This window comes from Arthrobacter sp. AB6 (genome assembly GCF_031844545.1).
In the GTDB taxonomy this organism is placed as follows: Bacteria; Actinomycetota; Actinomycetes; order Actinomycetales; family Micrococcaceae; genus Arthrobacter.
Genome location: NZ_JAUZVL010000001.1, coordinates 197,946 through 217,561 on the forward strand (window position 1 = coordinate 197,946; position 19,616 = coordinate 217,561).

At 66.5% G+C, this 19,616-nt stretch carries 19 protein-coding genes; 5 read left to right on the forward strand and 14 right to left on the reverse strand.

Translation table 11 applies throughout. From position 1 onward, the window contains the following. Positions 1-2: 2 nt before the first annotated feature. Positions 3-611, forward strand: a complete 609-nt coding sequence (locus Q9R30_RS00920) for a hypothetical protein (RefSeq protein ID WP_311216494.1) — start codon at positions 3-5, stop codon at positions 609-611. On the opposite strand, the gene Q9R30_RS00925 is transcribed toward Q9R30_RS00920, so the two are convergent. The 10 genes from Q9R30_RS00925 to Q9R30_RS00970 form a co-directional block, all read right to left on the reverse strand. Continuing rightward, positions 600-2,129 carry a dynamin family protein gene (locus Q9R30_RS00925; RefSeq protein WP_104998950.1) on the reverse strand — a complete coding sequence of 510 codons (1,530 nt, stop codon included), beginning with the start codon at positions 2,127-2,129 and terminating at the stop codon, positions 600-602. The two genes, Q9R30_RS00920 and Q9R30_RS00925, sit on opposite strands and share 12 nt — an antisense overlap. Then, positions 2,126-4,072, reverse strand: coding sequence for a dynamin family protein (locus Q9R30_RS00930; protein WP_311216495.1), 1,947 nt, complete (start codon positions 4,070-4,072; stop codon positions 2,126-2,128). The genes Q9R30_RS00925 and Q9R30_RS00930 overlap by 4 nt, the downstream gene beginning before the upstream one ends. A 108-nt stretch (positions 4,073-4,180) precedes the next feature. Continuing rightward, positions 4,181-5,263 (reverse strand): IniB N-terminal domain-containing protein, encoded by a 1,083-nt coding sequence (locus tag Q9R30_RS00935; RefSeq protein ID WP_104998952.1) that lies wholly within the window; start codon positions 5,261-5,263, stop codon positions 4,181-4,183. Between the two features lie 164 nt (positions 5,264-5,427). Further along, positions 5,428-7,494: a LuxR C-terminal-related transcriptional regulator gene (locus tag Q9R30_RS00940; RefSeq protein WP_396136678.1), complete on the reverse strand. Its 2,067-nt coding sequence runs from the start codon at positions 7,492-7,494 to the stop codon at positions 5,428-5,430. A 2-nt stretch (positions 7,495-7,496) separates the two neighbouring features. Beyond that, positions 7,497-9,566: an Hsp70 family protein gene (locus Q9R30_RS00945; RefSeq protein WP_311216496.1), complete on the reverse strand. Its 2,070-nt coding sequence runs from the start codon at positions 9,564-9,566 to the stop codon at positions 7,497-7,499. Positions 9,567-9,719: 153 nt separating this feature from the next. Beyond that, positions 9,720-10,823, reverse strand: coding sequence for a c-type cytochrome biogenesis protein CcsB (gene ccsB / locus Q9R30_RS00950; protein WP_104998954.1), 1,104 nt, complete (start codon positions 10,821-10,823; stop codon positions 9,720-9,722). Further along, positions 10,823-12,598 carry a cytochrome c biogenesis protein ResB gene (locus Q9R30_RS00955; protein WP_311216497.1) on the reverse strand — a complete coding sequence of 592 codons (1,776 nt, stop codon included), beginning with the start codon at positions 12,596-12,598 and terminating at the stop codon, positions 10,823-10,825. Before Q9R30_RS00955 ends, ccsB begins: the two co-directional genes overlap by 1 nt. Beyond that, entirely contained in the window at positions 12,598-13,353 is a 756-nt protein-coding gene (locus Q9R30_RS00960; RefSeq protein ID WP_104998956.1) for a cytochrome c biogenesis CcdA family protein, read from the reverse strand. Before Q9R30_RS00960 ends, Q9R30_RS00955 begins: the two co-directional genes overlap by 1 nt. 13 nt (positions 13,354-13,366) lie before the next feature. Beyond that, on the reverse strand, positions 13,367-13,900 hold the full coding sequence (locus Q9R30_RS00965; RefSeq protein ID WP_234005617.1) for a TlpA disulfide reductase family protein: 534 nt from the start codon (positions 13,898-13,900) through the stop codon (positions 13,367-13,369). 107 nt (positions 13,901-14,007) lie between these two features. Continuing rightward, entirely contained in the window at positions 14,008-14,688 is a 681-nt protein-coding gene (locus Q9R30_RS00970) for a histidine phosphatase family protein (protein ID WP_311216498.1), read from the reverse strand. A gap of 212 nt (positions 14,689-14,900) precedes the next feature. On the opposite strand from Q9R30_RS00970, the gene Q9R30_RS00975 reads away from it, so the two are divergent. The 3 genes from Q9R30_RS00975 to Q9R30_RS00985 all read left to right on the forward strand — a co-directional run bounded on the left by Q9R30_RS00975 (position 14,901) and on the right by Q9R30_RS00985 (position 16,971). Then, positions 14,901-15,449 (forward strand): YceI family protein, encoded by a 549-nt coding sequence (locus Q9R30_RS00975; RefSeq protein ID WP_311216499.1) that lies wholly within the window; start codon positions 14,901-14,903, stop codon positions 15,447-15,449. 126 nt (positions 15,450-15,575) lie between these two features. After that, on the forward strand, positions 15,576-16,043 hold the full coding sequence (locus Q9R30_RS00980) for a hypothetical protein (protein ID WP_311216500.1): 468 nt from the start codon (positions 15,576-15,578) through the stop codon (positions 16,041-16,043). A gap of 109 nt (positions 16,044-16,152) precedes the next feature. Next, on the forward strand, positions 16,153-16,971 hold the full coding sequence (locus Q9R30_RS00985; RefSeq protein WP_311216501.1) for a hypothetical protein: 819 nt from the start codon (positions 16,153-16,155) through the stop codon (positions 16,969-16,971). A 60-nt stretch (positions 16,972-17,031) separates the two neighbouring features. Here the strand turns inward: Q9R30_RS00985 and Q9R30_RS00990 are convergent, their stop codons facing one another. Both Q9R30_RS00990 and Q9R30_RS00995 read right to left on the reverse strand, forming a co-directional pair. Then, on the reverse strand, positions 17,032-17,736 hold the full coding sequence (locus tag Q9R30_RS00990; protein WP_104998961.1) for a redox-sensing transcriptional repressor Rex: 705 nt from the start codon (positions 17,734-17,736) through the stop codon (positions 17,032-17,034). A gap of 104 nt (positions 17,737-17,840) precedes the next feature. Beyond that, the gene (locus Q9R30_RS00995) at positions 17,841-18,095 is read right to left on the reverse strand and encodes a glutaredoxin family protein (RefSeq protein ID WP_104998962.1); all 255 of its coding nucleotides are present in this window, start codon (positions 18,093-18,095) and stop codon (positions 17,841-17,843) included. Between the two features lie 89 nt (positions 18,096-18,184). On the opposite strand from Q9R30_RS00995, the gene Q9R30_RS01000 reads away from it, so the two are divergent. Then, complete coding sequence (locus Q9R30_RS01000; RefSeq protein ID WP_104998963.1) at positions 18,185-19,003, forward strand: HAD family phosphatase; 819 nt, start codon at positions 18,185-18,187, stop codon at positions 19,001-19,003. Positions 19,004-19,128: 125 nt separating this feature from the next. Here Q9R30_RS01000 and Q9R30_RS01005 read toward each other — a convergent pair whose 3' ends face one another. Both Q9R30_RS01005 and Q9R30_RS01010 read right to left on the reverse strand, forming a co-directional pair. Further along, positions 19,129-19,227: a 30S ribosomal protein bS22 gene (locus Q9R30_RS01005; protein WP_003792170.1), complete on the reverse strand. Its 99-nt coding sequence runs from the start codon at positions 19,225-19,227 to the stop codon at positions 19,129-19,131. A gap of 150 nt (positions 19,228-19,377) precedes the next feature. Continuing rightward, a complete protein-coding gene (locus Q9R30_RS01010; RefSeq protein ID WP_104998964.1) occupies positions 19,378-19,590 on the reverse strand; it encodes a helix-turn-helix domain-containing protein in 213 nt (70 codons plus the stop codon). Positions 19,591-19,616 lie beyond the last annotated feature (26 nt).

Genomic DNA, 19,616 nt, shown 5'->3' on the forward strand with positions numbered 1-19,616 from the left:
CCATGGCTCACGAAACTGACGGAGAAGATCGGCTGCGGACCCCTGCCGGGGCAGCTTCACCGCCAGATGGGCCACCCACTGCACTGCCCGCGCCGCCTCCGCGGCCCGGGCTGTCCTATTCTTCCCCTGCACCGATCGTGGTGGTCCCGCCGGTTCCGGGCAGCGCCAGGCTCGCCAGGAACCTCTGGCTGTTCAGCTTCGCGGCGGGGTTGGCGGTCCTGGCGGGCTCCTTCCTTACCCGGGACTCCCATCTGGAACGGCTTCGAACCGTGGTGCAGGAAATGGCTCCCGGGGGCGATGACGCTGCGGTTACCACGGCCACGGACATTGTCTTTTGGGGAAGCATTGGGGCGATGCTGCTGGTGATGCTCCTTGAGGCGGCAATGCTCGGCGTGGTGGTGGGCCGGCAGGGCTGGGCCCGGCTGGCCCTGGTCCCGCTGCTGGCGGCGCATGTGCTGGTGATGATGGTGGCGGCCACGTTCCTGGTGCCCCCGGGCGACGCCGGCAGCTACGTGGTTATCCTCTGGGGAATCGAGATCCTGCTGGCGTTCATCGGGCTGGTGCTGTTCTTCTTCCCGTCGGTTGCCGCGTGGCTCAGGTCAGGCCGATAACGGTTTGGCCTGACGCGCCGAGTGCTGGGCGAGCTGACGCTGGAACTCCCGGGCTGAGCATTCCGCCACGATGCCTTCGCAGCTCCGGATCACAACCCTGCAGGCGTCCAGGGCAGTCCGGTCCGTCAGCGGGTTCTCCGCCAGCGCACGCCAGCGGGACAGCAGACAGCGGGCGTCGTCAGCCAATTGTTCGGGGGTGGCGTCCGGGCCCAGCCCGAGCCGTACATGCGATGCCGCACCCAGGCCCCCGGTCAATGCCTCGGCTTCGGCTGCGAGCTCGGGGGTCAGGCCAACGCCGGTGGTCCGCAGTGCCGCCAGCAGCCGCAGTTCACGGAACTCGTGGGCGTTGACCTGCAGCTTCTCCAGTGCCGCGGCCAGGTGCCCGGTCCCCTCGCGTGGAGAAACCCGGAGCAGGGCTTCCACCCCCACCAGTGCCGTCCGGGCCTTCAACGCCTCTGCCCGGGCCTGGAATTGCCGGCCCACCGTCTCCAGCAGGGGGTCCAGTCCGCTGCGCCGGGCAAGCTCATGGGCCAGGGGTGTGGGCTGGTCGAATCCGTTACGGAGCAGGACCACCGCCAGGCGGATGCCAAAAAGGCCATACCTCTCCAGCAGCGAGGCCCGGGCCTCCGCGGTCATGCCTTTCGGATCGGTTGCGCGGAGGAACCGGTCCGCCGAGAGCATCATCTTTTCCCTGGCCTCGCGGTTCATGCCGGCCAGCAGCTCAAGCGCGTGGAAATCCGGCTGGCGCATGGTCCGGGCACTTTGGGCCAGGAGGCCCGCGACGGGTACCACGCCCAGCGCGAGCTTCCTCAGGTTGTGGTCGCGGCGGTACCTTTCGGCGATGTCGCCGGCGGACAGGAGGGAATCGATCCGTCCTGCGCCCACCTCGTCGGCCCGGGACAGGACGGCAATGGCGTTTACGGTGCCTGAGCGGCCCGCGGCGGTGTCGGCAAATGATTCCAGGAACCTTAGGTCCGAGGCGTGCATGTGCCGCATCAGGTAGATGATGGCATCAGCCTCCGACGGAGTATCCAAGGGAGTCAGGAAGCTGGTGGACCGTGCAGATACGTCCCCCGAGAGCGAGGCTATGCCGGGGGTATCGATCAGCGTCATTTCCTTCAGGCCCGGTGCGGGCCACTGGACGTCCAGGCGTTCCACGTCCTCCGCCCGCATGTCTCCCAGGACGAACACCAGCCGCCCGTCCACGCGTTTGAGCGGCAGGTTCCTGGGTTCGCCCTTCACGGGGTATAGCGTGATGCGGGGCGTGTGCCCGTGCCGGTACCATGTGATGATCCGGGTGCATTCGCCCGTGTCCGTGGGGGCTATCTCTTCCCCGATAATCGCGTTCAGCAGCGTGGATTTTCCGGCTTTCACCATTCCGGCGATGGCGATCCGCAGGGGCTCGGACAACCTGCGCCCATAGCCCCTGAGCGCGGCAGAGGCGGCAGGATCATCCCGGTACACTTCCAGGGCCGCGGCAACCAACTCCTTGGCACCGGCCATCGTAGGGTTCTTCATCCCACGGCCGCCACTGGTGGAGCCCCCGCCGGCCGGCCGGTTGAAAGCCGGGCCGTGCCCTGGCCCCCGCCCGCTTGGCGGGGCGTTGCCGCGGATACCTCTGCGGCAACGGCTGCGGCGGCGCGGGACACCGCGTCAACCTTCTTAAGCTCCGCCTTGATCTCCCGGATGCGGACGTCCTTTTCGAGGGCGTACGTGGTGGCTGCCTTTTGCGCTGCCGATACCGAGTCCGTCAGCGAACGGTGGTGCTCGTCCGCGATCTCCGTGAAGTGGTCCCGGGTGGCGCGCTGAACCAGCCGCAGCCGGTCCTTCAGCTGTTTGCCTACCTGGAACGTGACATCGTCCAGCTGGCGGCGTACCAACGCCTTGGCTTCGCCCTGACGGCGCTTGAGCCGCGCTTCCTGGTCTTCCCGGAACGCTTTGCGCCCCAGCAACAGTCCGGCCCCTACGGAGAGGGGATTAATCAGAGCCATCCCGAAGATCCCCGTCAGGAGACCGAACATCAGGACACCGCCGTAGGACCCGCGCATGCCGATCAGGACCTTCTGCACCGGGTTGATGCGTCCGTCGTCGAGCGTTGGCATCTCGTCCACGGGGTCCAGGGCGTCCCCGGTGTCGGAGACGCGGAACACCGGCAGGGTGACTTCATCCGCAGCGAAGTGTTCTGCCACCTGCGCCGCCAGCCACTGGGCCCGCTCACTGGTCCACACGAAGGTGTCCGAGATGGCGGCCGCCGCGCATTCCTCGAGCCATTTGGAGAACTGCGGCCAGGTGGGTCCCGGATCGCCTTGGTCAATGGCTGCTTCGGCTTCCCGCTGGATCCGCCGCAGCCTGTCCCGGAGGTCATACTCCATGTCCGCAATCAGGTCGCTGATGCCGTCGTTGAGGGTGATCTGCCACCGCGCGGAGCGTTTCCGCAGATCGTCCGCCTCAGCTTTGGCCAACTCCAGCCCGGCGATCATCCGGGGCGTACCCTGCGGGTTCTCGAGGGCTTCAAGCTCGGACTGCAGCGAGAGCCGCAAGTTTTCCGTAACTGAAAGCAGGTCCTGGCTCGCCGAACGCCGCTGGAGGCGCTGTGCCTTTCCCACAATCTCGTTCCGCAGGTGCGTAATCAGCACCGGGAAGCCCGATTCGGCGTTGAGCTCGGCATCCTGCAGCCGGGAAGCCTCAAGCCGCAGGTCGGAGGACACGGGGTAAAGCGGGATGTCCGGTGCAACCTGGGCCAGGTGGCCCCTGTCCAGCTCCTCCACGCGACGCCATTCCGGGTAAAGGTCCGTCTTGGACAGGACTCCCACCACACTGGGAGTGATCCGCATGGCCTGCCGGAGGAAGCGCAGTTCCGGTTCGGTGTATTCCTGCGAGGCGTCGCTGACCAGCAGCATGGCATCCGCCATGGGCAGTGCGGTGAGGGTGGTCAGGGTGTGCGAGGATCCCATGCCGCCAACGCCCGGGGAGTCGATAACGGTGAGCCCGCCGGTCAGTAGCCTGCGGGGAAGGCATACCTCGGCGGCCACCAGTTTCTTGCTGTTGCCTGGGTTGCCGCGTTCTGAAACGAAGGCGGCGAGTTCGGCGATGTTGACGGGCTGCCGCTCCACGTTTCTTTCGTCGGGGGCGTCCGTACCGTCTTTTGGCACCAGGATGCTCGCCGAGGCGGGATCGCCGTAGCGGACCATTGTGGGGACGGAGGTGGCGATGTCGTCATCCACCGGGCACACAGGGGCATTGACCAGGGCATTGATGAGTTTGCTCTTGCCCTGCTTGAATTCGCCGACGACGATCACCCGGATGCTCGGGTCCTTCAACCTTGCCATGGTTTGGTCGAGGCGTTTGCGGAGATCCGCCCTGTCCCCCGCGCCCACCAGCTGAAGGCCTTGCTCCACCAGCTTGATGAGCTGCCCCGCGTTTGCCGGCGTTGGCTGCCCTGCCGATCCTTCTTCTGCCACAGTGTGTCCTTTGCCTCAAGTCTGGGAATTGGGACGTGGGGTGAGCCCTGAAATGCCCGGCAGGAGGGAGAAACCTCCTGCCGGGCACTCCGCCGCGCCCGGGGATGCCTAGCCGGCGACTGAATCGTCGATGGCCGTGTTGACCTCGCTGTCTTCCACGTACACGTCTGCGTTGGTGGAGTTGTCCTCGGTGTGGGTCAACTCGGTCTCGGAGTTGTCCTGGAACGAGTCTTCGATCGCAACCTCGGTGGTGTTGGTCTCCGCGGTGGAGTTGTCCTGGAACGAGTCCTCGATCGCAACCTCGGTGGTGTTGGTCTCCGCGGTGGAGTTGTCCTGGAACGAGTCCTCGATCGCAACCTCGGTGGTGTTGGTCTCCGTGATTGAGTTGTCCGTGTTGTCCACACTGTTGTCGGAGTTGTCGTTGAAGGAATCCTCGACGGCGACATCCAGCTCGGTGGAGGTCTCCGAGTTGTCGTTGTAGGAGTCGTTGACGGAGTTATCCGAGTTGTCGTTGAACGAATCAGCCACATCGACATCGAGGTCGGTGTTGAAGGAGTCGTCGATGTCCGTCTTCTCGTTGCCGATGTTGACGTCCCCGCCGGCGTGGACCGAGTTGTCCGTGGAGTTGTCGGTGGAATTGTCCGTGTTGTAGGAATCGCTGATGTTATTGGAGTCCCGGACGTATGCGTCGTCGCCCGCAGCGACGGAACGGTCCCCGGAGGCGATGACGGAGTCGTTGTCGAACCACTGCTCAACGTCGCCCTCGGCCCAGATGTTCTGGTTGACGGACTGGTCAACGATGTTGTCCCGGTCATCCACCGTTGAGGTGTAGGAGTAGTTGTTCACCACATGGTGGAGCTGCTGGACCGCGTGGGCGTGATCATCGTGGTCGTGGTGTCCGCCCCCGCCGCCACCCGCAGGAGGAGTGTATCCGGCGCCGCCACCGCCGATGTGGCCGGTCCAGGACGTGTTGCCGCCGGTGTTGTACTCGCGGTCGAACCGGGAGGTGTTGGTGGTGACTGGCGCGTAGTCCAGGACTACAGGCATTGCGGCATCCACATCTGCGGAGCAGACTTCACCGAGGCCGTGGTCTTCCAGAACCTTCTCGGGATCGTCCAGGAAGTCCTGTGCGGCTTGGCGGTCGCCGAAGAGGTGCATCAGGAACTGGACGAGATCGTTTGCGAGTGTCATTTGATTGTCCTCAATCTTCTCTGAGTTGCGGAGCGCTCGGCGTCCATTAACCGGGCTTGCATCAAACGTATGGTTCGGGCCAAGGACCGGGCATCGGGCCGCTTCCCCCTACCGGATGGCTTTCCGCCGGGGAATCGGGTCCCGTGCCGTTAGGGCATTAGGGGTTATTCCGGCGCAGCATCTTCGGGACCCAAGGCAAGGCGGAGCCTGGTCAGCAGGTCGGAGCGGTTTTCCGCGCCCAGGCGGCGGCGCATCCTGGCGATGTGGTGTTCAGCGGTCCGCGGGGAAATGTAGATGGCCTCGCCGATCTCGCGGTACGTCTTGCCCTCGAGCACCAGGCGGGCCACTTCCTTTTCCCTTTCGCTCAGCCCGGAACCGTCCGGCTGCAGGCTGCCGGCCGCTTCAGCGGCGGGGGCAGGAGTGCTGCGGGCCGCGGGGCCGGATGAGCCGTTGACTGCCGGACTGACCTGGGGATGAAGGTCCCTGGCACAGGACAGCAGCCGCACCATGTCCTTGCGCTCCTCTGCCTTCGCCGCTGCATGCCCGGCCAGCCTGGCGCCTTCCCAGGGCATCCCCACCCTGCCGAGCCCCCGGGCAGCGACCTCCACATCAGCGGGGGTCAGCCTCCCGGCCAAGACCGACACCCAGGCCTTGCCTGCGGCGGCAAGCACCGCGGCAAGGTGGCTGTCACGGGCCGCCCGTGCCAGGGCTGCCGCATGGGGAGCGAGTCCCGCAGGGTCTTCGCTCAGCAACGCTGCCTGGACCGCCGCCCAATGGAAGGGCACGGCCCACAGCGGCGGATCGCCCAGCCGGTCAAGAAGCTGCCACGCTTCGGTGAGGTAGTGCGCCACCCGCCGGGTCTCCCTGAGCCGGGCCGCCGTGATCATCAGTTCGCCCCACGGCAGGAGGCTGTAAAGGTCCACCGACGTGTGGAGCATTGCTTCACGGGCCCGCTCCCACGCCATGATGAGTTCCGGCACGTCTCCGCTCCGCCGGGCCAGCCCGACTTCCAGGGCTGCGCGCAGGAACTCGTCCCTGGGCACGAGCGGCCAGTGGTTCGCTTTGGAGGCCTCATTGATTGCGAGCCGGGCATCCTCGAGCTTGTCCTGCTGCATGGCAGACCAGGCCTGAAGCAGGAAAAGCCTGGGCTTCGCGGCATTGCCGCCCTGGCCGGCAGCAGTGGCAGACCGGCACACGGTTTCCGCCAGCCGCGGTTCCCCGCCGTGCAGTGCCAGGAGGGCAGCGATTGCGGCCGGCGTCTCCGGAAGCGGAAGCGCCGCGTTTGCCGCGTTGAACATGTCCGAGGCATGGATCAGGACAGGCAGTGCCTGGTGCGGGTCCGCGCTGACTGACTCGTAGATCCCCTTCCCTGTTTCTGCCAACGTGGCAGCCAGGAGGGTGGGAGAAGCGGGTGGAGCGCCTGGCTGGAAAAGTGCTTCCGCGCCGGCCCGGTTGCCGCACCCGATCAGGGCCACCGCCGCGAGCGGGGCTGATGGTCCAATCCGGGTGGCCCCCAGCCAGCTGTACACGTCCGCCGCCCGCGCCAGCATACCGCGCTGGGCCCAGACTGCTGCGGCCACGTCCACGCCCCGGCGCACGTCGGGCGGATCGTCAGCCACCAGCAGCGAGTCGATGATTCGGGTAGCTGCGTCCAGGTCGCCGTTCGCTGCTGCGGCCTGGGCACGGCGGGCGGCGGTCGCTGCTTCGTCGGCCCCTGCCAGCAGGGCTTCACCATAGAGCTGGGACGCCAGCGCAGGATCATGCTCGAGCGCCTTGTCGGCCGCATGCTCGAGTTCAGCTGCCACGCGGGAATCTGCCAGGCCACCGCGCGCCAGTTCGCGGGCGAAATCGCCAAGGGGCACGCCGTCCCTGGCGTACGCCGTGACGAGCTCACGCTGGAGCGCATGGACCTTGGCGGTGGGGGCGACGGCAAGCAGGGCTTGCTGCGCCGGCCCCACCACGGTCCCGTCCGCCGTCAGGAGTCCTGCAGCTTCTGCCCGTTCCACGAGGACGGCAAGGCTTTGCACGTCACCGCTGTCGAGCCTGCGCTGGAGGTCCGCTGGCAGTGGTCCAGGCAAAACGAAACCGACGGAAAGGGCCAGCAGCAATTCGCGTACGGCAACGTTCTCGCCTTTGAGCTGCCGGGCCATCTGCTCGGCGGCGCCGGGCTCCTGCCCGTGGTGGTTCAGCTCCGGCAACAGGGACACCGGCCGGATCTCATTCCCGGTCATGGTCAAACCGCCGGTTCAGCGGCCGTGGCCGGATCGGTGGCTGGCGCGGACTCCGTGGCCATGGACGCCGTGGGCTCCGGTGCCGGAGGCGACGGCTCCTCCGTTACGGGCGGAGGGGGTTCCTCCGTCACAGGCGGCGGTGGCTCCTCCGTCACCAGGGGAGATGGCTCCTCCGTCGCAGGCGGGGGCTCCTCGGTCACCGGGGGAGGCGGTTCCTCCGTCACAGGCGGCGATGGCTCCTCGGTCGCAGGCGGGTCCACCGGGACAGGGCTCGCCGTCCCCGTTTCACCTGGCACTGGCTCGCTTGTTCCCGGAACAGGATCAGCACTACCGGCAGGGGCGGCGGGAGCGGCCAGGGGCTCCGTCACTCCACCTGCACCAGCTCCCGGGGCGGCAGTCGTACCGGGAGCGGTGTCAAGGGCGCCCGTGACGCCGGAGCCCGCAGCCGCCAGCTCCCCGTCGGCGCTGGACGCCGGCCTGCTGGTGGGCGAGGCTGCCACTTCCAGGCCCACGGTGCCCGGGGCGGAGTCCTTCGTGCTGGCACTGGCTTCGATGCCCCTGGCAGGTTCCTGCGCCTCCGCGCCGGCACCGGCCGCTGCCGCGCCTCCGGTTCCGCCGCCACCGGAACCGGCTGAGGAAGAATCCTTCTCGGGGGCGGCGTCCGCTTTGGGGGTAAAGATGGATGTCAGGCTGCTCAGGCCCTCGGGGCTCTGGGCCGCGGTGGCCGACAGGACAGTGAACGCCGCAGCAGCGGCCGCGATGGCGGTCAGCCGCACCGTAGGCTTCGGCGCGTGAGCACCGCCCCGGTGTCCGCGCTGGCCGTGCGGGGCACCCTGCCCTGCGGCTCCAGCCATGGCGCCTGCCGCCGTCGTGCTCTTCCGGGACCAGCTCGCCGGCCGCCCGGGTACGTGGCCCGGTGCGGCGCCTTCAGGTGCCGCGGCGGGGCCCGCTTCCGCCGCCGCCTGCGCCGCAATCTCGGCGGCGGCCGCCTCCCGCGCCAGGACAGCCGCGGCGGCAGCACCGAGGCAGATGGAGGACTTGGGATCAGCGTCGACGGCGATGGGGCGGTCCAGCTGTTCGGAGACTATCTGCGCAACGAGGGGGATCCTCGAGGACCCGCCAATGAGGAGCACGGCGGAAAGATCCGCCGGTGCCAGCTTCAAGTCGGCCAGGGACTGTTCCAGCGCGTCCACCGTGTCCCGGATGGGCTCGTCGATCAGTGCCTCGAACTCGGACCGGACCAGGCGCACCTGCTGCTGGAATCCCGGCAGCAGGACGGAGATGCTGGCTTCACTGTCCGCGGAGAGCGCTTCCTTGGCTTCCACGCATTCGCGCTGCAGCCTGGCCAGCGCCGCACGGGCCCCGGGCTCGGACGTGTCGAGGCTGGAGAGGGCGCCGCCGGTATTCCCTGCAACGTAGCGCAGGACCGCCGCGTCAAAGTCGGCTCCCCCGAGGTTTTCGATGCCCTCAGGGCGGCCCAGCAGGTCAAAACGGTTGCTGCCGGCCTTCCGCAGGACCGCTGTGTCAAAGGTTCCGCCGCCAAGGTCGTAGACCGCGATGGTACTTCCCTCTTCCACCCGCACCTGGGAGGCGTAATGCAGGGCTGCAGCTTCCGGCTCCGTCACCAGGGCAACGTCCTGCAGGTTCCTGGCGGCCAGGGCTTCCTTCAGGAGCGAGGTGCGGTGGCTGCCCCAGGCGGCCGGGTGGGTCAGGATGATTTCCGACGGCGGCGCCCCCTCGCGTTCCTCCGCGCGGTCCGCCACCCAGCGGGCCATGGTGGCGAAGACGTCCTCGGCCGGCAGGGAGAGCGTGCCCACGGAGATCGGCACGGCGTCGCCCACCCGGCGCTTGAATTCCCGCACCACCCGGGCCGGGAAATCAAGGCCGCGGCGTTCCGCAGCTTCCCCCACCAGGATGGGGCCTTCCTCCGGGTAAAACAGCACGGAGGGTACCGAGGTTCCACGGATTCCCAGTGGCAGGCACTCAGGAGACGAAGAAGTTCCTTGATCAAAGCGTGCAACGGCAGCAGCAGTGAAGCTGGTCCCGACGTCAATGGCCAGAACGTAGCTCATGGGGTACCTCAGGAATACTGTCGTTTCGCCTGCAAGCTTCATCACTAGCGAACGTCACCAAGGTAGCACCACGGCCGGACCGCGAACACCCCTATTGCTACAACGAATTGTTATTTCCGCGGCTTACGCCGTGCGATCGGAAGAAACCCCTGTTCAGAGCCCCGAATAGGAGTGAAGGCCGTTGAAGAACTGGTTCACGATGGTGAAATTAAAAATCACGCAGAGGTAGCCCACGATCGACAGCCACGCCGCGCGCGTGCCCGTCCACCCGCGCGTGGCACGCGCGTGCAGGTAGCCCGCGTACACCACCCAGATGACGAAGGTCCACACTTCCTTGGTGTCCCAGCCCCAAAACCGCCCCCACGCCTTCTCGGCCCAGATGGCGCCGAACATGAGGGTGAAGGTCCAGCCGATGAAGGCGATGGCGTTGATGCGGTAGGACAGGTTCTCCAGGCTCAGCGCGGACGGCACCAGGCGCATGAAGCCGAGTTTGTCAGCCCCGCCGGCAGCCACCGTCTTCTGCCGGTGCGACTGGACCAGCTGGAGCGCGGACATGGCAAATGTCAGGGTGAACAGCGCAGAGGACAGCACGGCGATGGACACGTGGATGATCAGCCAGTAGCTCTGCAGGGCGGGAACCAGGTGGCCCACCGGCGTCCAGTAAGCCACGGACGCGGCCACCAGCATGATGATGGCCAGGCCCACAACGAAGGTACCCAGGAAGCGGAGGTCACGGCGGACCAGGACCAGCAGGAATACCGCAACCGCCACGAAGGCGCCGGTAGTGAGGAATTCGTACATGTTGCCCCAGGGCACGCGCCCCGCACCCAAGGCGCGGGTCACGACGCCGGCACCATGGATCAGTGCGCCGAGAATTGTCAGGGCCACGGCCACCCGCGCGGGGGCACGGCGTTCAGCGGCGTACCGCATGTCGGCGTCGGCGGTGGCCACGCCTCCGGCCCCTGCCCCTGCAGTCCTGGCAGTGGACGACGACGGCCGCTCGGCCCTGCCGGCAGGCCCGGCAAGGTGAGTGTCAGCCCGCTCCCCCACCCCGGCTGCAACCGGGACGCTGGCCGCCTCCTGGGCCTTGCCGTCGAGGCCGGCCTGCGCGGCCTTCAGGTCGATGGCGCGCAGGGCCTTGCTGCTCTTGGCCAGGTCCCAGGCGAAAGCGATGAAGGCCACCGTGTATGTGCCGGCCGCCAGGAGCATGAACAGCTCGCTGTACTGGCCCATGGTTTCGTTGATTCCAAACGGCATTACTGGTCCTTTTTGGGCCCCGAGGGGCCGGCTGGGGTGGTGGCTGGGCCTGTGGTTGCGGCAGCGCCGGCGCTATTCTCGTGCACGCTGCTGGGTGTTTGCCGGGAATCCCCGGGCCGGGCAGTGTCCGGTTCGTGGTCCAGCCGCCATTCCCCGCTGAGCAGCTGCCGGAGGGCAGCGGCTTCGGCGGCAAGGCGATGGTCCTCGCCGCGGGCCAGGAGCCCGTACTCAACCATGGTGCGGCCGTCATCGTGGGTGCCCGTGCGGACCCACACCCGGCGGCGGTTGACGTAGAGCGAAAGGATCAGTCCGGCCACGGCCAGGAGCGCAAACACCAGCGCGTAGGCCTGCCCGGGGTTGTGGTGGATGTCCACTCCGATGTAGCGCTTGACCCCGTCGAAGCTGATGGTGCCCTTGCCGTCCGGCAGCGTGTAGCCGGTCCCGGGGGACAGGGTGATGCCGCCGGCGTCCAGGTTCCGTGCGTTCAGCGGAGTGAGCTCCTTGACGTCCAGTTCGAAGACGTTCTGCGGAGCGCCGTCATCCAGGCCAAGGTCCCCGTAATAGGAGTTGAGCGTCAGCTGCGGGTTGAACAGCTCCGGGTCCCCGCTGAAGGAGACCCCTTCGTTGGTGACGAAGGCGGTGGGCAGGAAGAAACCCGCGAACCCCAGCTGGTCGGGCTTGGCGTCGGGAACCTTGATCACCACGGAAGAGTAGTAGTTGTCCCCCTGCAGCTTCGCCACCACGGGCCCCTGCATGGCCACGTTGCCGGCGCCGTCCCGGATGGTCACCACGGGAGCGTAGCCGTTGCCGGTGAGGTAGATGCTGGTGCCGCCCAGGGTGATGGGATCGTTGACCTTCAGGGTTTCCTGGCGCGCGGGCGCGTCCGGGTTTTCCTTGGTAGTGACTGACGCCGAGAAATCGATGGGCTGGCCGAACTTGCCCTGGGACTCGCGGTCGAAGGTGATGTCGAACTTGTCCAGCTGGATGGAGTAGGGCTGCAGCTGGCCGGACTGGAAATTGGTGCCGGGGTTGAACTGGTCATAGCCCACCAGGGTGTTCACGAAAGTGTCGCCCTCCACCAGGATGCGCTGGCCGCTGTAGCCGAACAGGCCGCCGACGGCCACGGACACCAGCACGCCAATGAGGGAAGTGTGGAACACGAGGTTTCCCACTTCCTTCATGAACCCGCGCTCGGCTCCCAAAGACGGCCGCGCGCCGTCGTCGTCCCTTACCTCGACGCGGTAGCCGCGCTTCTTGAGCAGCCCGGCGGCACTGTGGATGGCCGCGGGCGCCGGGATCCCGGCGTCGGCCGGTATGACCAGTGTGCCGTACTCGGGCAGGCGGGAGAGGCGTTTGGGGGTTCGCGGCGGCTGGGACCGCATGGCCTTGTAGTGGGCAATGGCGCGGGGCACCACGCAGCCGATCAGCGAGATGAACAGCAGCAGGTAGATGGCCGAGAACCAGGCCGAGGAGTAGACGTCGTACAGCTGCAGGGTGTCCAGCAGCTTTCCGTAGTCCGGGTTGTCCTTGATGTACTGGGTGACGATGGACGGATTGGCCGGGCGCTGCGGGAAGAGCGAGCCCGGCACGGCCGCGACGGCCAGGAGCAGGAGCAGGAAAAGCGCCGTGCGCATGCTGGTCAGCTGGGTCCACGCCCAGCGCAGCATCTCCTTGGGGCCCAGGGCCGGCAGCGCGGCGTCCGCCTTGGGCCCTGGCACACCGGCGCCAGTTTCCGGGGCGGAAGATTTCTTGTCTACGTTCACGTGCTCGCTCATCAGATCGGCAACTTCACATCGGTTTGGAACCAGTACTGGAGCTCGGTCACCCAGGTCCCCCAGACGCCGCTGGCCATCAGCAGGCCCAGCACCACCAGGATGCCCCCGCCGATGCGCTGGATGGCCAGGCGGTGCTTGCGGAAGAACACCATCACACCCATTCCCCGGCGGAGCGCCAGGGCGATCAGCAGGAAGGGAATGCCCAGGCCCAGGCTGTAGACAAAGGCCAGGAAGGCGCCCTTGGCGGCGGAGGAGCCGCCGGAGAGACTCAGCAGCTGGACGGCGGAGTAGGTGGGGCCGATGCACGGCGCCCAGCCCAGCCCGAAGGTCAGGCCCAGCAACGGCGCGCCCCATAGCCCGGCCGGCGGCTTGGCGTGGATCTTGGCGTCGCGCTGCAGCCAGCTGAAGCCGCCCATGAACACCACGCCCATGACGATGACCAGGACGCCCAGGAGCTGGGTGATCCAGGCGTTCTGCGTGCCCGTGATGAGGGTTCCCAACTGGCCGAAGGCTCCGCCCAACAGGACGAAGATCACGGAGAAGCCGAGCACGAACAGTCCAATACCGAGCAGCATCCGGCCGCGCTTCTGCTTTTCCAGGTCCACGCCGCTCAGCCCGGTGACATAGCCCAGGTACCCGGGAACCAGGGGCAGGACGCAGGGTGAGAGGAAGGAGACCAGTCCGGCCAGCAGTGCCACCGGGATGGCAAGGAGGAGCGAGCCGTTCAGGATGGCTTCGGCGAAGGGGCTGTTCACGGTCCGGCCGCCGCTACTCTGCCACGGCGGCGGCGACGAGGGCTTTGAGGGTGCCCTTCTGGACTTCTCCGAGGACGCGGGAGGCCACGCGGCCCTGCTTGTCCAGGACCAGGGTGGTGGGAACCGCGCCGGGCGGAACCAGGCCGGAGACGGCCAGGAGGACGCCGCCGTCCTTGTCGTCAAAGCTCGGGTAGGTCAGGTTGAAGTTCTTCTCAAAAGCCTCTGCCGTGGCCTTCTCGTCCCGGAGGTTGACGCCGAAGAATTGCACGCCCTGGTCCTTGAACTCCTGGTGGAGCTCTTCCAGGATGGGGGCTTCCACCCGGCAGGGGGCGCAGGCGGCAAACCAGAAGTTCAGGACTGTCACCTTGCCCTGGAAGTCGGCGGGCGCAACCGCGGTGCCGTTGAACAGGGTGCCGTTGACCTGGATGGCGGACTTGCGGTCTCCGGCGGCGAACTCCGTGACGGACCCGTCCCCGGCCACATAGTTCTTGTTGTCCCCCGCTTTGGCCTGCTGCGCCAAGGCATCCTCCTGCGCACAGCCGGACATTCCCAGGGTCAGGGCGGTCAGGGCGAGCCCGCCGGCAGCGAGCAGGCTGCGGCGGGAGGTGACGGGCGCAGGGAGCTGCCCGTTCCTTTTATTACTGTCGGTCACTACTAGGCTCCAGGGGTGCTTGCCGCACCCGGAAGAAGGGAAGCCGCCGGTTCGCTGTACTGCACGCGCAGGAGCGCGCCGTCGTCGTCGAACACCAGCGACGTGATGGATGTCAGCGTGCACTCACGCTTCCGGGGATCGTGCCACAGGGGCCTGCCCTCGGCGCTCAGCCGGGTGGCCCAGATGGGGAGCTGATGGCTGACCATGATCGCTTCAGGCCCGCCCGTTCCGAAGTCCCCGGCTGCCAGTTCGATGGCGCGCAGGCGTGCATCCTGCACCGCTTCCATCACCCGGGCGGCCTGGTTCTTATAGGGTTCGCCCCACGAGGGCCGCAGCGGGTTGACCAGCCGCGGCCAGTGCTTGGGCCGGCGCAGCTCCGCCTTGGTGACCCTCATGCCCTCGAAATAGTTCTCCGCCTCGATGATCCGCTCGTCCGTGTGGATTTCCAGGTGGAGGGCGTCCGACGTCGGCCGTGCAGTTTCCTGCGCACGGTCCAGCGGCGATGCCGCCAGGTAGGTGATGCGGGCACCGGCTGCGGCGCGGCGGCGGAAGTGCTCGGCGAGCATGCTCGCCATCTCCTGCCCCAGCTCGGAGAGGTGGAATTCGGGCAGCCTTCCGTACAGGACGCCGTCAGGGTTGTGGACCTCGCCGTGGCGGAGCAGATGGACAGTGGCTTGGGGCATGTTTACCAGTTTCTCAAAGATGGCGTGCGATCCGAAATCTCCTGCACGGCTTTCTACAAACAGTAGAACTGAAGTTTTTGAAGAAATGTTCCGAAGGCGGGAATGAAACATGCAAATGCATGTTTATATTGGATGCAGCAGTTAGTTGAGACTTCAACAGATGAAGCTTCAATGGCAGACCCCGACAGCACGCACACACAAGGAGCAACATCATGGCACTTCCCGCAGACGTCACCACCGGCACCTGGATCCTGGACAACTCCCACAGCGAGATCGGCTTCACCGTCCGCCACGCGGGCATCAGCAAGGTCCGCGGCCAGTTCAAGGAAGCCGCAGCCACCCTGGACCTTCCCGAGGACGTGTCCGGCGCAAAGATCAACGCCACCATCAACACGGCCAGCTTCGATTCCGGTGATGCCAACCGCGACGGCCACGTCAAGGGCGAGGACTTCTTCGACGTGGAGAAGTTCCCCGAGATCTCCTTCGTCTCCAACGGCCTGGTGGCCAAGGGCAACAGCTACGAGCTGACCGGCGACCTGACCATCAAGGGCGTCACCCGCCCCGTCACCCTGGACACCGAGTTCAACGGCGTGGCCGTGGACCCGTTCGGCAACACCCGCGCCGGAGTTTCGGCTGAGACCACCATCAGCCGCAAGGACTTCGGCCTGACCTGGAACGCTGTCCTGGAGACCGGCGGCGTCCTGGTGAGCGACAAGGTCGCCATCAACCTGGAACTGGCGTTCATCGCTCCCGCAGCGTAAATCGCCTTTCCTGCCGGTACCCCGGCACTGGACTTCCGCAGTCCGGTGCCGGGGTGCCTCCTTTTAAGTTCCCCGTTAGGTTCCCCGCTCCCCTCCCCCTCGCCGGAGGGGTTTACAGTGAGGGCCATGAGCAACTTTCCCAGCGCGCCCCGGACCGGTTTCACCCGGATGTTCGCGGTGGCGGGCCTTCCCACCGGACTCAAGGTCTCGTTCTGGATTTGGTTCATGGGCGGCATGCTGGGCTTGCTGGGAGGAATCCTCGGCATGCTCGCGTCCCTGGTGCTCTTTGTTGCTGCGCCGGGAGCCGCGACCCTGGTGCTGCTGCTCATGGTGCTGGCGGCCGGCGTGGGGGCAGCCCAGATCGTGTTCGCCCTCGCCATGAAAGAGGGGAAGCGCCGGGCACGGCTGGGCCTGACGGCCCTCACCGGCATCACCCTGGTCCTGGCCGTTGCCAACGGGGCCATGGGCGTGGGCCAGGCGGGCAACTGGGCTGCCTCCCTCATCAGCCTGGCCGCTACGGTCCTTCTCTGGCTGCCCCGTTCCCAGGCCTTCTTTGCCGCAGCAGGACGGCGCGGGAATACCTCTTCCGAATGACCCACAAGCCGTCCGCCCGGGGGTACGGTGGACTTAAGCCATGCTGGGGGTAGGGCACAGGTCTATTCCCTGCAGCCTCCCTGGAACCCGACATGCAAAAGGAACGCTCATGAGTACTCCCCCTGTCCCGCCTCCCGTTCCGAACGATCCCGAGTCCGGGCCTGGCACGCAGGGTCCGCGCTACGGCCAGAACGCCCCGCAGTCCGGCGCACCCCAGTACGGACAGAACGCACCCCAGTACGGGCAGCAGTCCGGCCAGCAGTCCGGCCAGCAGTCCGGCGCACCCCAGTACGGACAGAACGCACCCCAGTACGGGCAGCAGTCCGGCGTACCCCAGTACGGGCAGAACCCGCCGCAGTACGGACAGAACCCGCCGGGGGCTCCGGGCTACGGGCAGCAGCCGTTTGGGCAGTCGCCCTACGCGCAATACCCGTCGGAGCAGCCGCAGCCGTCCGGAAGCACGGGCGTTCCCCAGCTGGTCAACATTTCGTTCTGGCTGCTGATCGCCTCGGCCGCCATTTTCGTTGTCTCGGCGCTTGCCGGCCTCGCCACGCTGGATGATCCCCGGTTCCGCGATGTCTTCGACAGCCAGGTCCAGGGCACCGGCGCGGAGGTCACGTACGAGGATATGAAGGGCGTCATCGCCGGCACCCTGGTGGTTTTCACCATCATCGGCCTGGCACTGTACCTGCTGGTGGCATTCTTTGTCCGCAAGGGCAAGAACTGGGCACGCGTCCTGGGCACCGTCTTTGCGGCACTTTCCGTCCTCGGCCTCTTCGGCCCTCCCAGTTTCGCAACCATCGGCACGCTGTTGGGAATCGCGGCCATTGTGCTGCTCTACCTTCCGGCGGCAGCTCCGTATTTCCGGAAGCAGCAGCCGTTTGCCAATCCGTACGGCGGCAACATGGGCAACCCCTACGGCCGGTAGTCCGGGCACAAACCACCCTGCGGGCGTGGGTCCCCGAAGCAGCCAGAACCGCGAAGGAAGCTAGGCGGTCTGCCCCGGGGCCTGCGCCCGCTGTGCGTGGTAGGCCAGGATCTGCAGCTCCGTTGCCATGTCCACTTTGCGGAGGTTGACCCCCTCCGGCACCTGGAGCATCACGGGCGCGAAGCTCAGGATACTGCGGACGCCGGCCGCCACCACCCGGTCGCAAACGTCCTGGGCCACGGCGGCCGGCAGTGCCAGCACCACCATGTTGGCCCCGGTCCGGTGCAACACGGTTTCCAGGTCCGCCACATCGCTGACCCGCAGCCAGCCCACTTCGTTGCCCACCACCATCTGGTCCGCGTCAAAAATGGCAACTACGTCGAAGCCGCGGGATTCAAAGCCGCCGTACCGGGCCAGGGCCTTGCCCAGGTTGCCGGCACCCACAATCGCCACTTTCCAGTCGTGCGTAAGTCCCAGGGCGGCGGCGATGTGCCGGCTAAGGTACTGCACCTCGTAGCCCACACCGCGGGTTCCATACGAACCAACGTGGGAGAGGTCCTTGCGCAGGGTTGCGGAGCTGACGCCAGAAGCCTCGGCGAGGGATTCTGAGGAGACCCGCTCCACCCCCTCGGCGAGCAGGGTGTTGAGGGCGCGCAGGTAGAGGGTCAGCCGCGCCACCGCAGCCGGCGGAATCTGCTTGGCTGCCGTGCCCGTGGCTCCCGGCAGGTCCGGAACAGCCTGGGGAGTTGAATCCAGCGAAGCCACCAGCTCCTCCCTCGCATTGCGTTGTGACTCCACTCTAGAGCCCCATCAGCATTGCCAACAAAGCAGGTGACGCCGGTGCCCGCGCCATCACAGGAGCTGCTCCCCTACTGCGCCATTGCCTGCCGGAGCACGCGTTCAAGGCGGGCTTCGTCAATCTTCCAGAAATCGCGCTGCACGCCATCCACCAGCACCACGGGGATTTCCTCCGCGTAGCGCTCACGTAGTTCCGGCTGGTGGTCCACCAACTCCTCGTTCCACTCAAGTCCCAGGGAGGCCGTAACCCGCCCGACGGCGTCGCGCGCGTCTTCGCAAAGGTGGCAGTCTTCTTTGGTGATGAGGAGGACGCGGGGTGTGGCCATGCCTTAACGGTATCCCCGTTGCCCGGGCGCGGCGACGTCCAGCGCTGGAGCGCAGTGGAATCAACAGTGGATTGACTAGACTCGAGTCCATGCCCGAGGAGAAGTACGTCGCCGTAGTCACCAAGCCGGTTGCTGCGCCGCAGCCCGGCGAGGCGGCGTTCTTCGATGTGGACAACACCCTGATGCGCGGCGCCAGCCTTTTCCACGTTGCACGGAAGATGCACCAGCGCGGCGCCTTCACCATGACCCAGGCAGCCGGCTTTGCCTGGAAGCAGTTCAAGTTCGTGGCCCGCGGCGAGAACATCGACGATGTCCATGCGGTGCGCGACTCCGCGTTGACCCTGGCCGCGGGGATCACGGTCGACGACGTGAAAGCCTTGGGCGAAGAGGTCTACGACGAGATGATCGCCTCGAGGATCTGGCCCGGCGCCAAAGCCTTGGCGGAGCAGCACCTGCGGGTTGGCCGCCGGGTGTGGCTGGTGACCGCCACGCCCATCGAAGTGGCCACCGTGATTTCCACCCGGCTGGGCCTGACCGGGGCCCTGGGAACGGTGGGCGAAATACATGACGGCATGTATACGGGCCGGCTGGTGGGGGACATCCTGCACGGCTCCGCCAAGGCCGTTGCCGTCCGGGCCATGGCCGACGCCGAAGAGCTGGACCTGATGCGCTGCTGGGCCTACAGCGACTCCTACAACGACATCCCCCTGCTGACCCTGGTGGGGCACCCCGTGGCCATCAACCCGGATGCCCGCCTGCGCCGGCACGCCCGGGACAACAACTGGCCCGTCTACGACTTCCGTGCAGGCCGCCGGGCAGCCACGCTCGGGCTCAAGGCAGCAACGGCCTGCGGTGCCGTCTACGGACTCTGGAAGGGGTTCGCCCGCATCCGGGGCCCCCGCATCTAGGTAGCAGCAAGTGTCGTTTTGAGCGCCCATAACGACACCTAGCGCTACCTAGTTTGGGCAGGCAGCAACAGAAAAGCCCGCCACCTCGGAAGGCGGCGGGCTTTTCCACGCAGTTCGAAGTATTGCTACTTCTTGTTGCGGCGCTGGTGACGGGTCTTGCGAAGCAGCTTGCGGTGCTTCTTCTTGGCCATACGCTTGCGACGCTTCTTAATAACTGAACCCACGAAAGTTCCTCACAAACTAGATGCAGTACCTGTCTGATGGAAAAGGTTCGTGGACAGAGCTACGAACTGAACAACTGACAGATTCTTACAATGACGTAAAACGTTCCTTAACAGGGTACCGCTTCCGGGAGGCGGCTAAGGACAAACTGGTCAGGCGGTCTCGGTGTGGCCGTCCACCACAGCACCTTTGAGGTACTGCTCCACCGCCTGTTCCGGGACGCGGTAGGAGCGTCCAAAGCGCACTGCGGGCATTTCGCCGGAGTGGACCAGCCGGTACACGGTCATCTTGGACACCCGCATAACCTGGGCGACTTCAGCCACGGTGAGGAACTTCGCGTTTGAGAAGTTCTGTTCTGGCGACATTTCCCATATTCCTTTGCTGACGGATG

Coding starts and splice junctions, on each gene's coding strand:
- Q9R30_RS00920 (WP_311216494.1), top strand. CDS start 3: ATGGCTCACGAAACTGACGGAGAAGATCGGCTGCGGACCCCTGCCGGG.
- Q9R30_RS00925 (WP_104998950.1), bottom strand. CDS start 2,129: ATGAAGAACCCTACGATGGCCGGTGCCAAGGAGTTGGTTGCCGCGGCC.
- Q9R30_RS00935 (WP_104998952.1), bottom strand. CDS start 5,263: ATGACACTCGCAAACGATCTCGTCCAGTTCCTGATGCACCTCTTCGGC.
- Q9R30_RS00940 (WP_396136678.1), bottom strand. CDS start 7,494: ATGACCGGGAATGAGATCCGGCCGGTGTCCCTGTTGCCGGAGCTGAAC.
- Q9R30_RS00945 (WP_311216496.1), bottom strand. CDS start 9,566: ATGAGCTACGTTCTGGCCATTGACGTCGGGACCAGCTTCACTGCTGCT.
- ccsB (WP_104998954.1), bottom strand. CDS start 10,823: ATGCCGTTTGGAATCAACGAAACCATGGGCCAGTACAGCGAGCTGTTC.
- Q9R30_RS00955 (WP_311216497.1), bottom strand. CDS start 12,598: ATGAGCGAGCACGTGAACGTAGACAAGAAATCTTCCGCCCCGGAAACT.
- Q9R30_RS00965 (WP_234005617.1), bottom strand. CDS start 13,900: ATGTCCGGCTGTGCGCAGGAGGATGCCTTGGCGCAGCAGGCCAAAGCG.
- Q9R30_RS00970 (WP_311216498.1), bottom strand. CDS start 14,688: ATGCCCCAAGCCACTGTCCATCTGCTCCGCCACGGCGAGGTCCACAAC.
- Q9R30_RS00975 (WP_311216499.1), top strand. CDS start 14,901: ATGGCACTTCCCGCAGACGTCACCACCGGCACCTGGATCCTGGACAAC.
- Q9R30_RS00980 (WP_311216500.1), top strand. CDS start 15,576: ATGAGCAACTTTCCCAGCGCGCCCCGGACCGGTTTCACCCGGATGTTC.
- Q9R30_RS00985 (WP_311216501.1), top strand. CDS start 16,153: ATGAGTACTCCCCCTGTCCCGCCTCCCGTTCCGAACGATCCCGAGTCC.
- Q9R30_RS00995 (WP_104998962.1), bottom strand. CDS start 18,095: ATGGCCACACCCCGCGTCCTCCTCATCACCAAAGAAGACTGCCACCTT.
- Q9R30_RS01000 (WP_104998963.1), top strand. CDS start 18,185: ATGCCCGAGGAGAAGTACGTCGCCGTAGTCACCAAGCCGGTTGCTGCG.
- Q9R30_RS01010 (WP_104998964.1), bottom strand. CDS start 19,590: ATGTCGCCAGAACAGAACTTCTCAAACGCGAAGTTCCTCACCGTGGCT.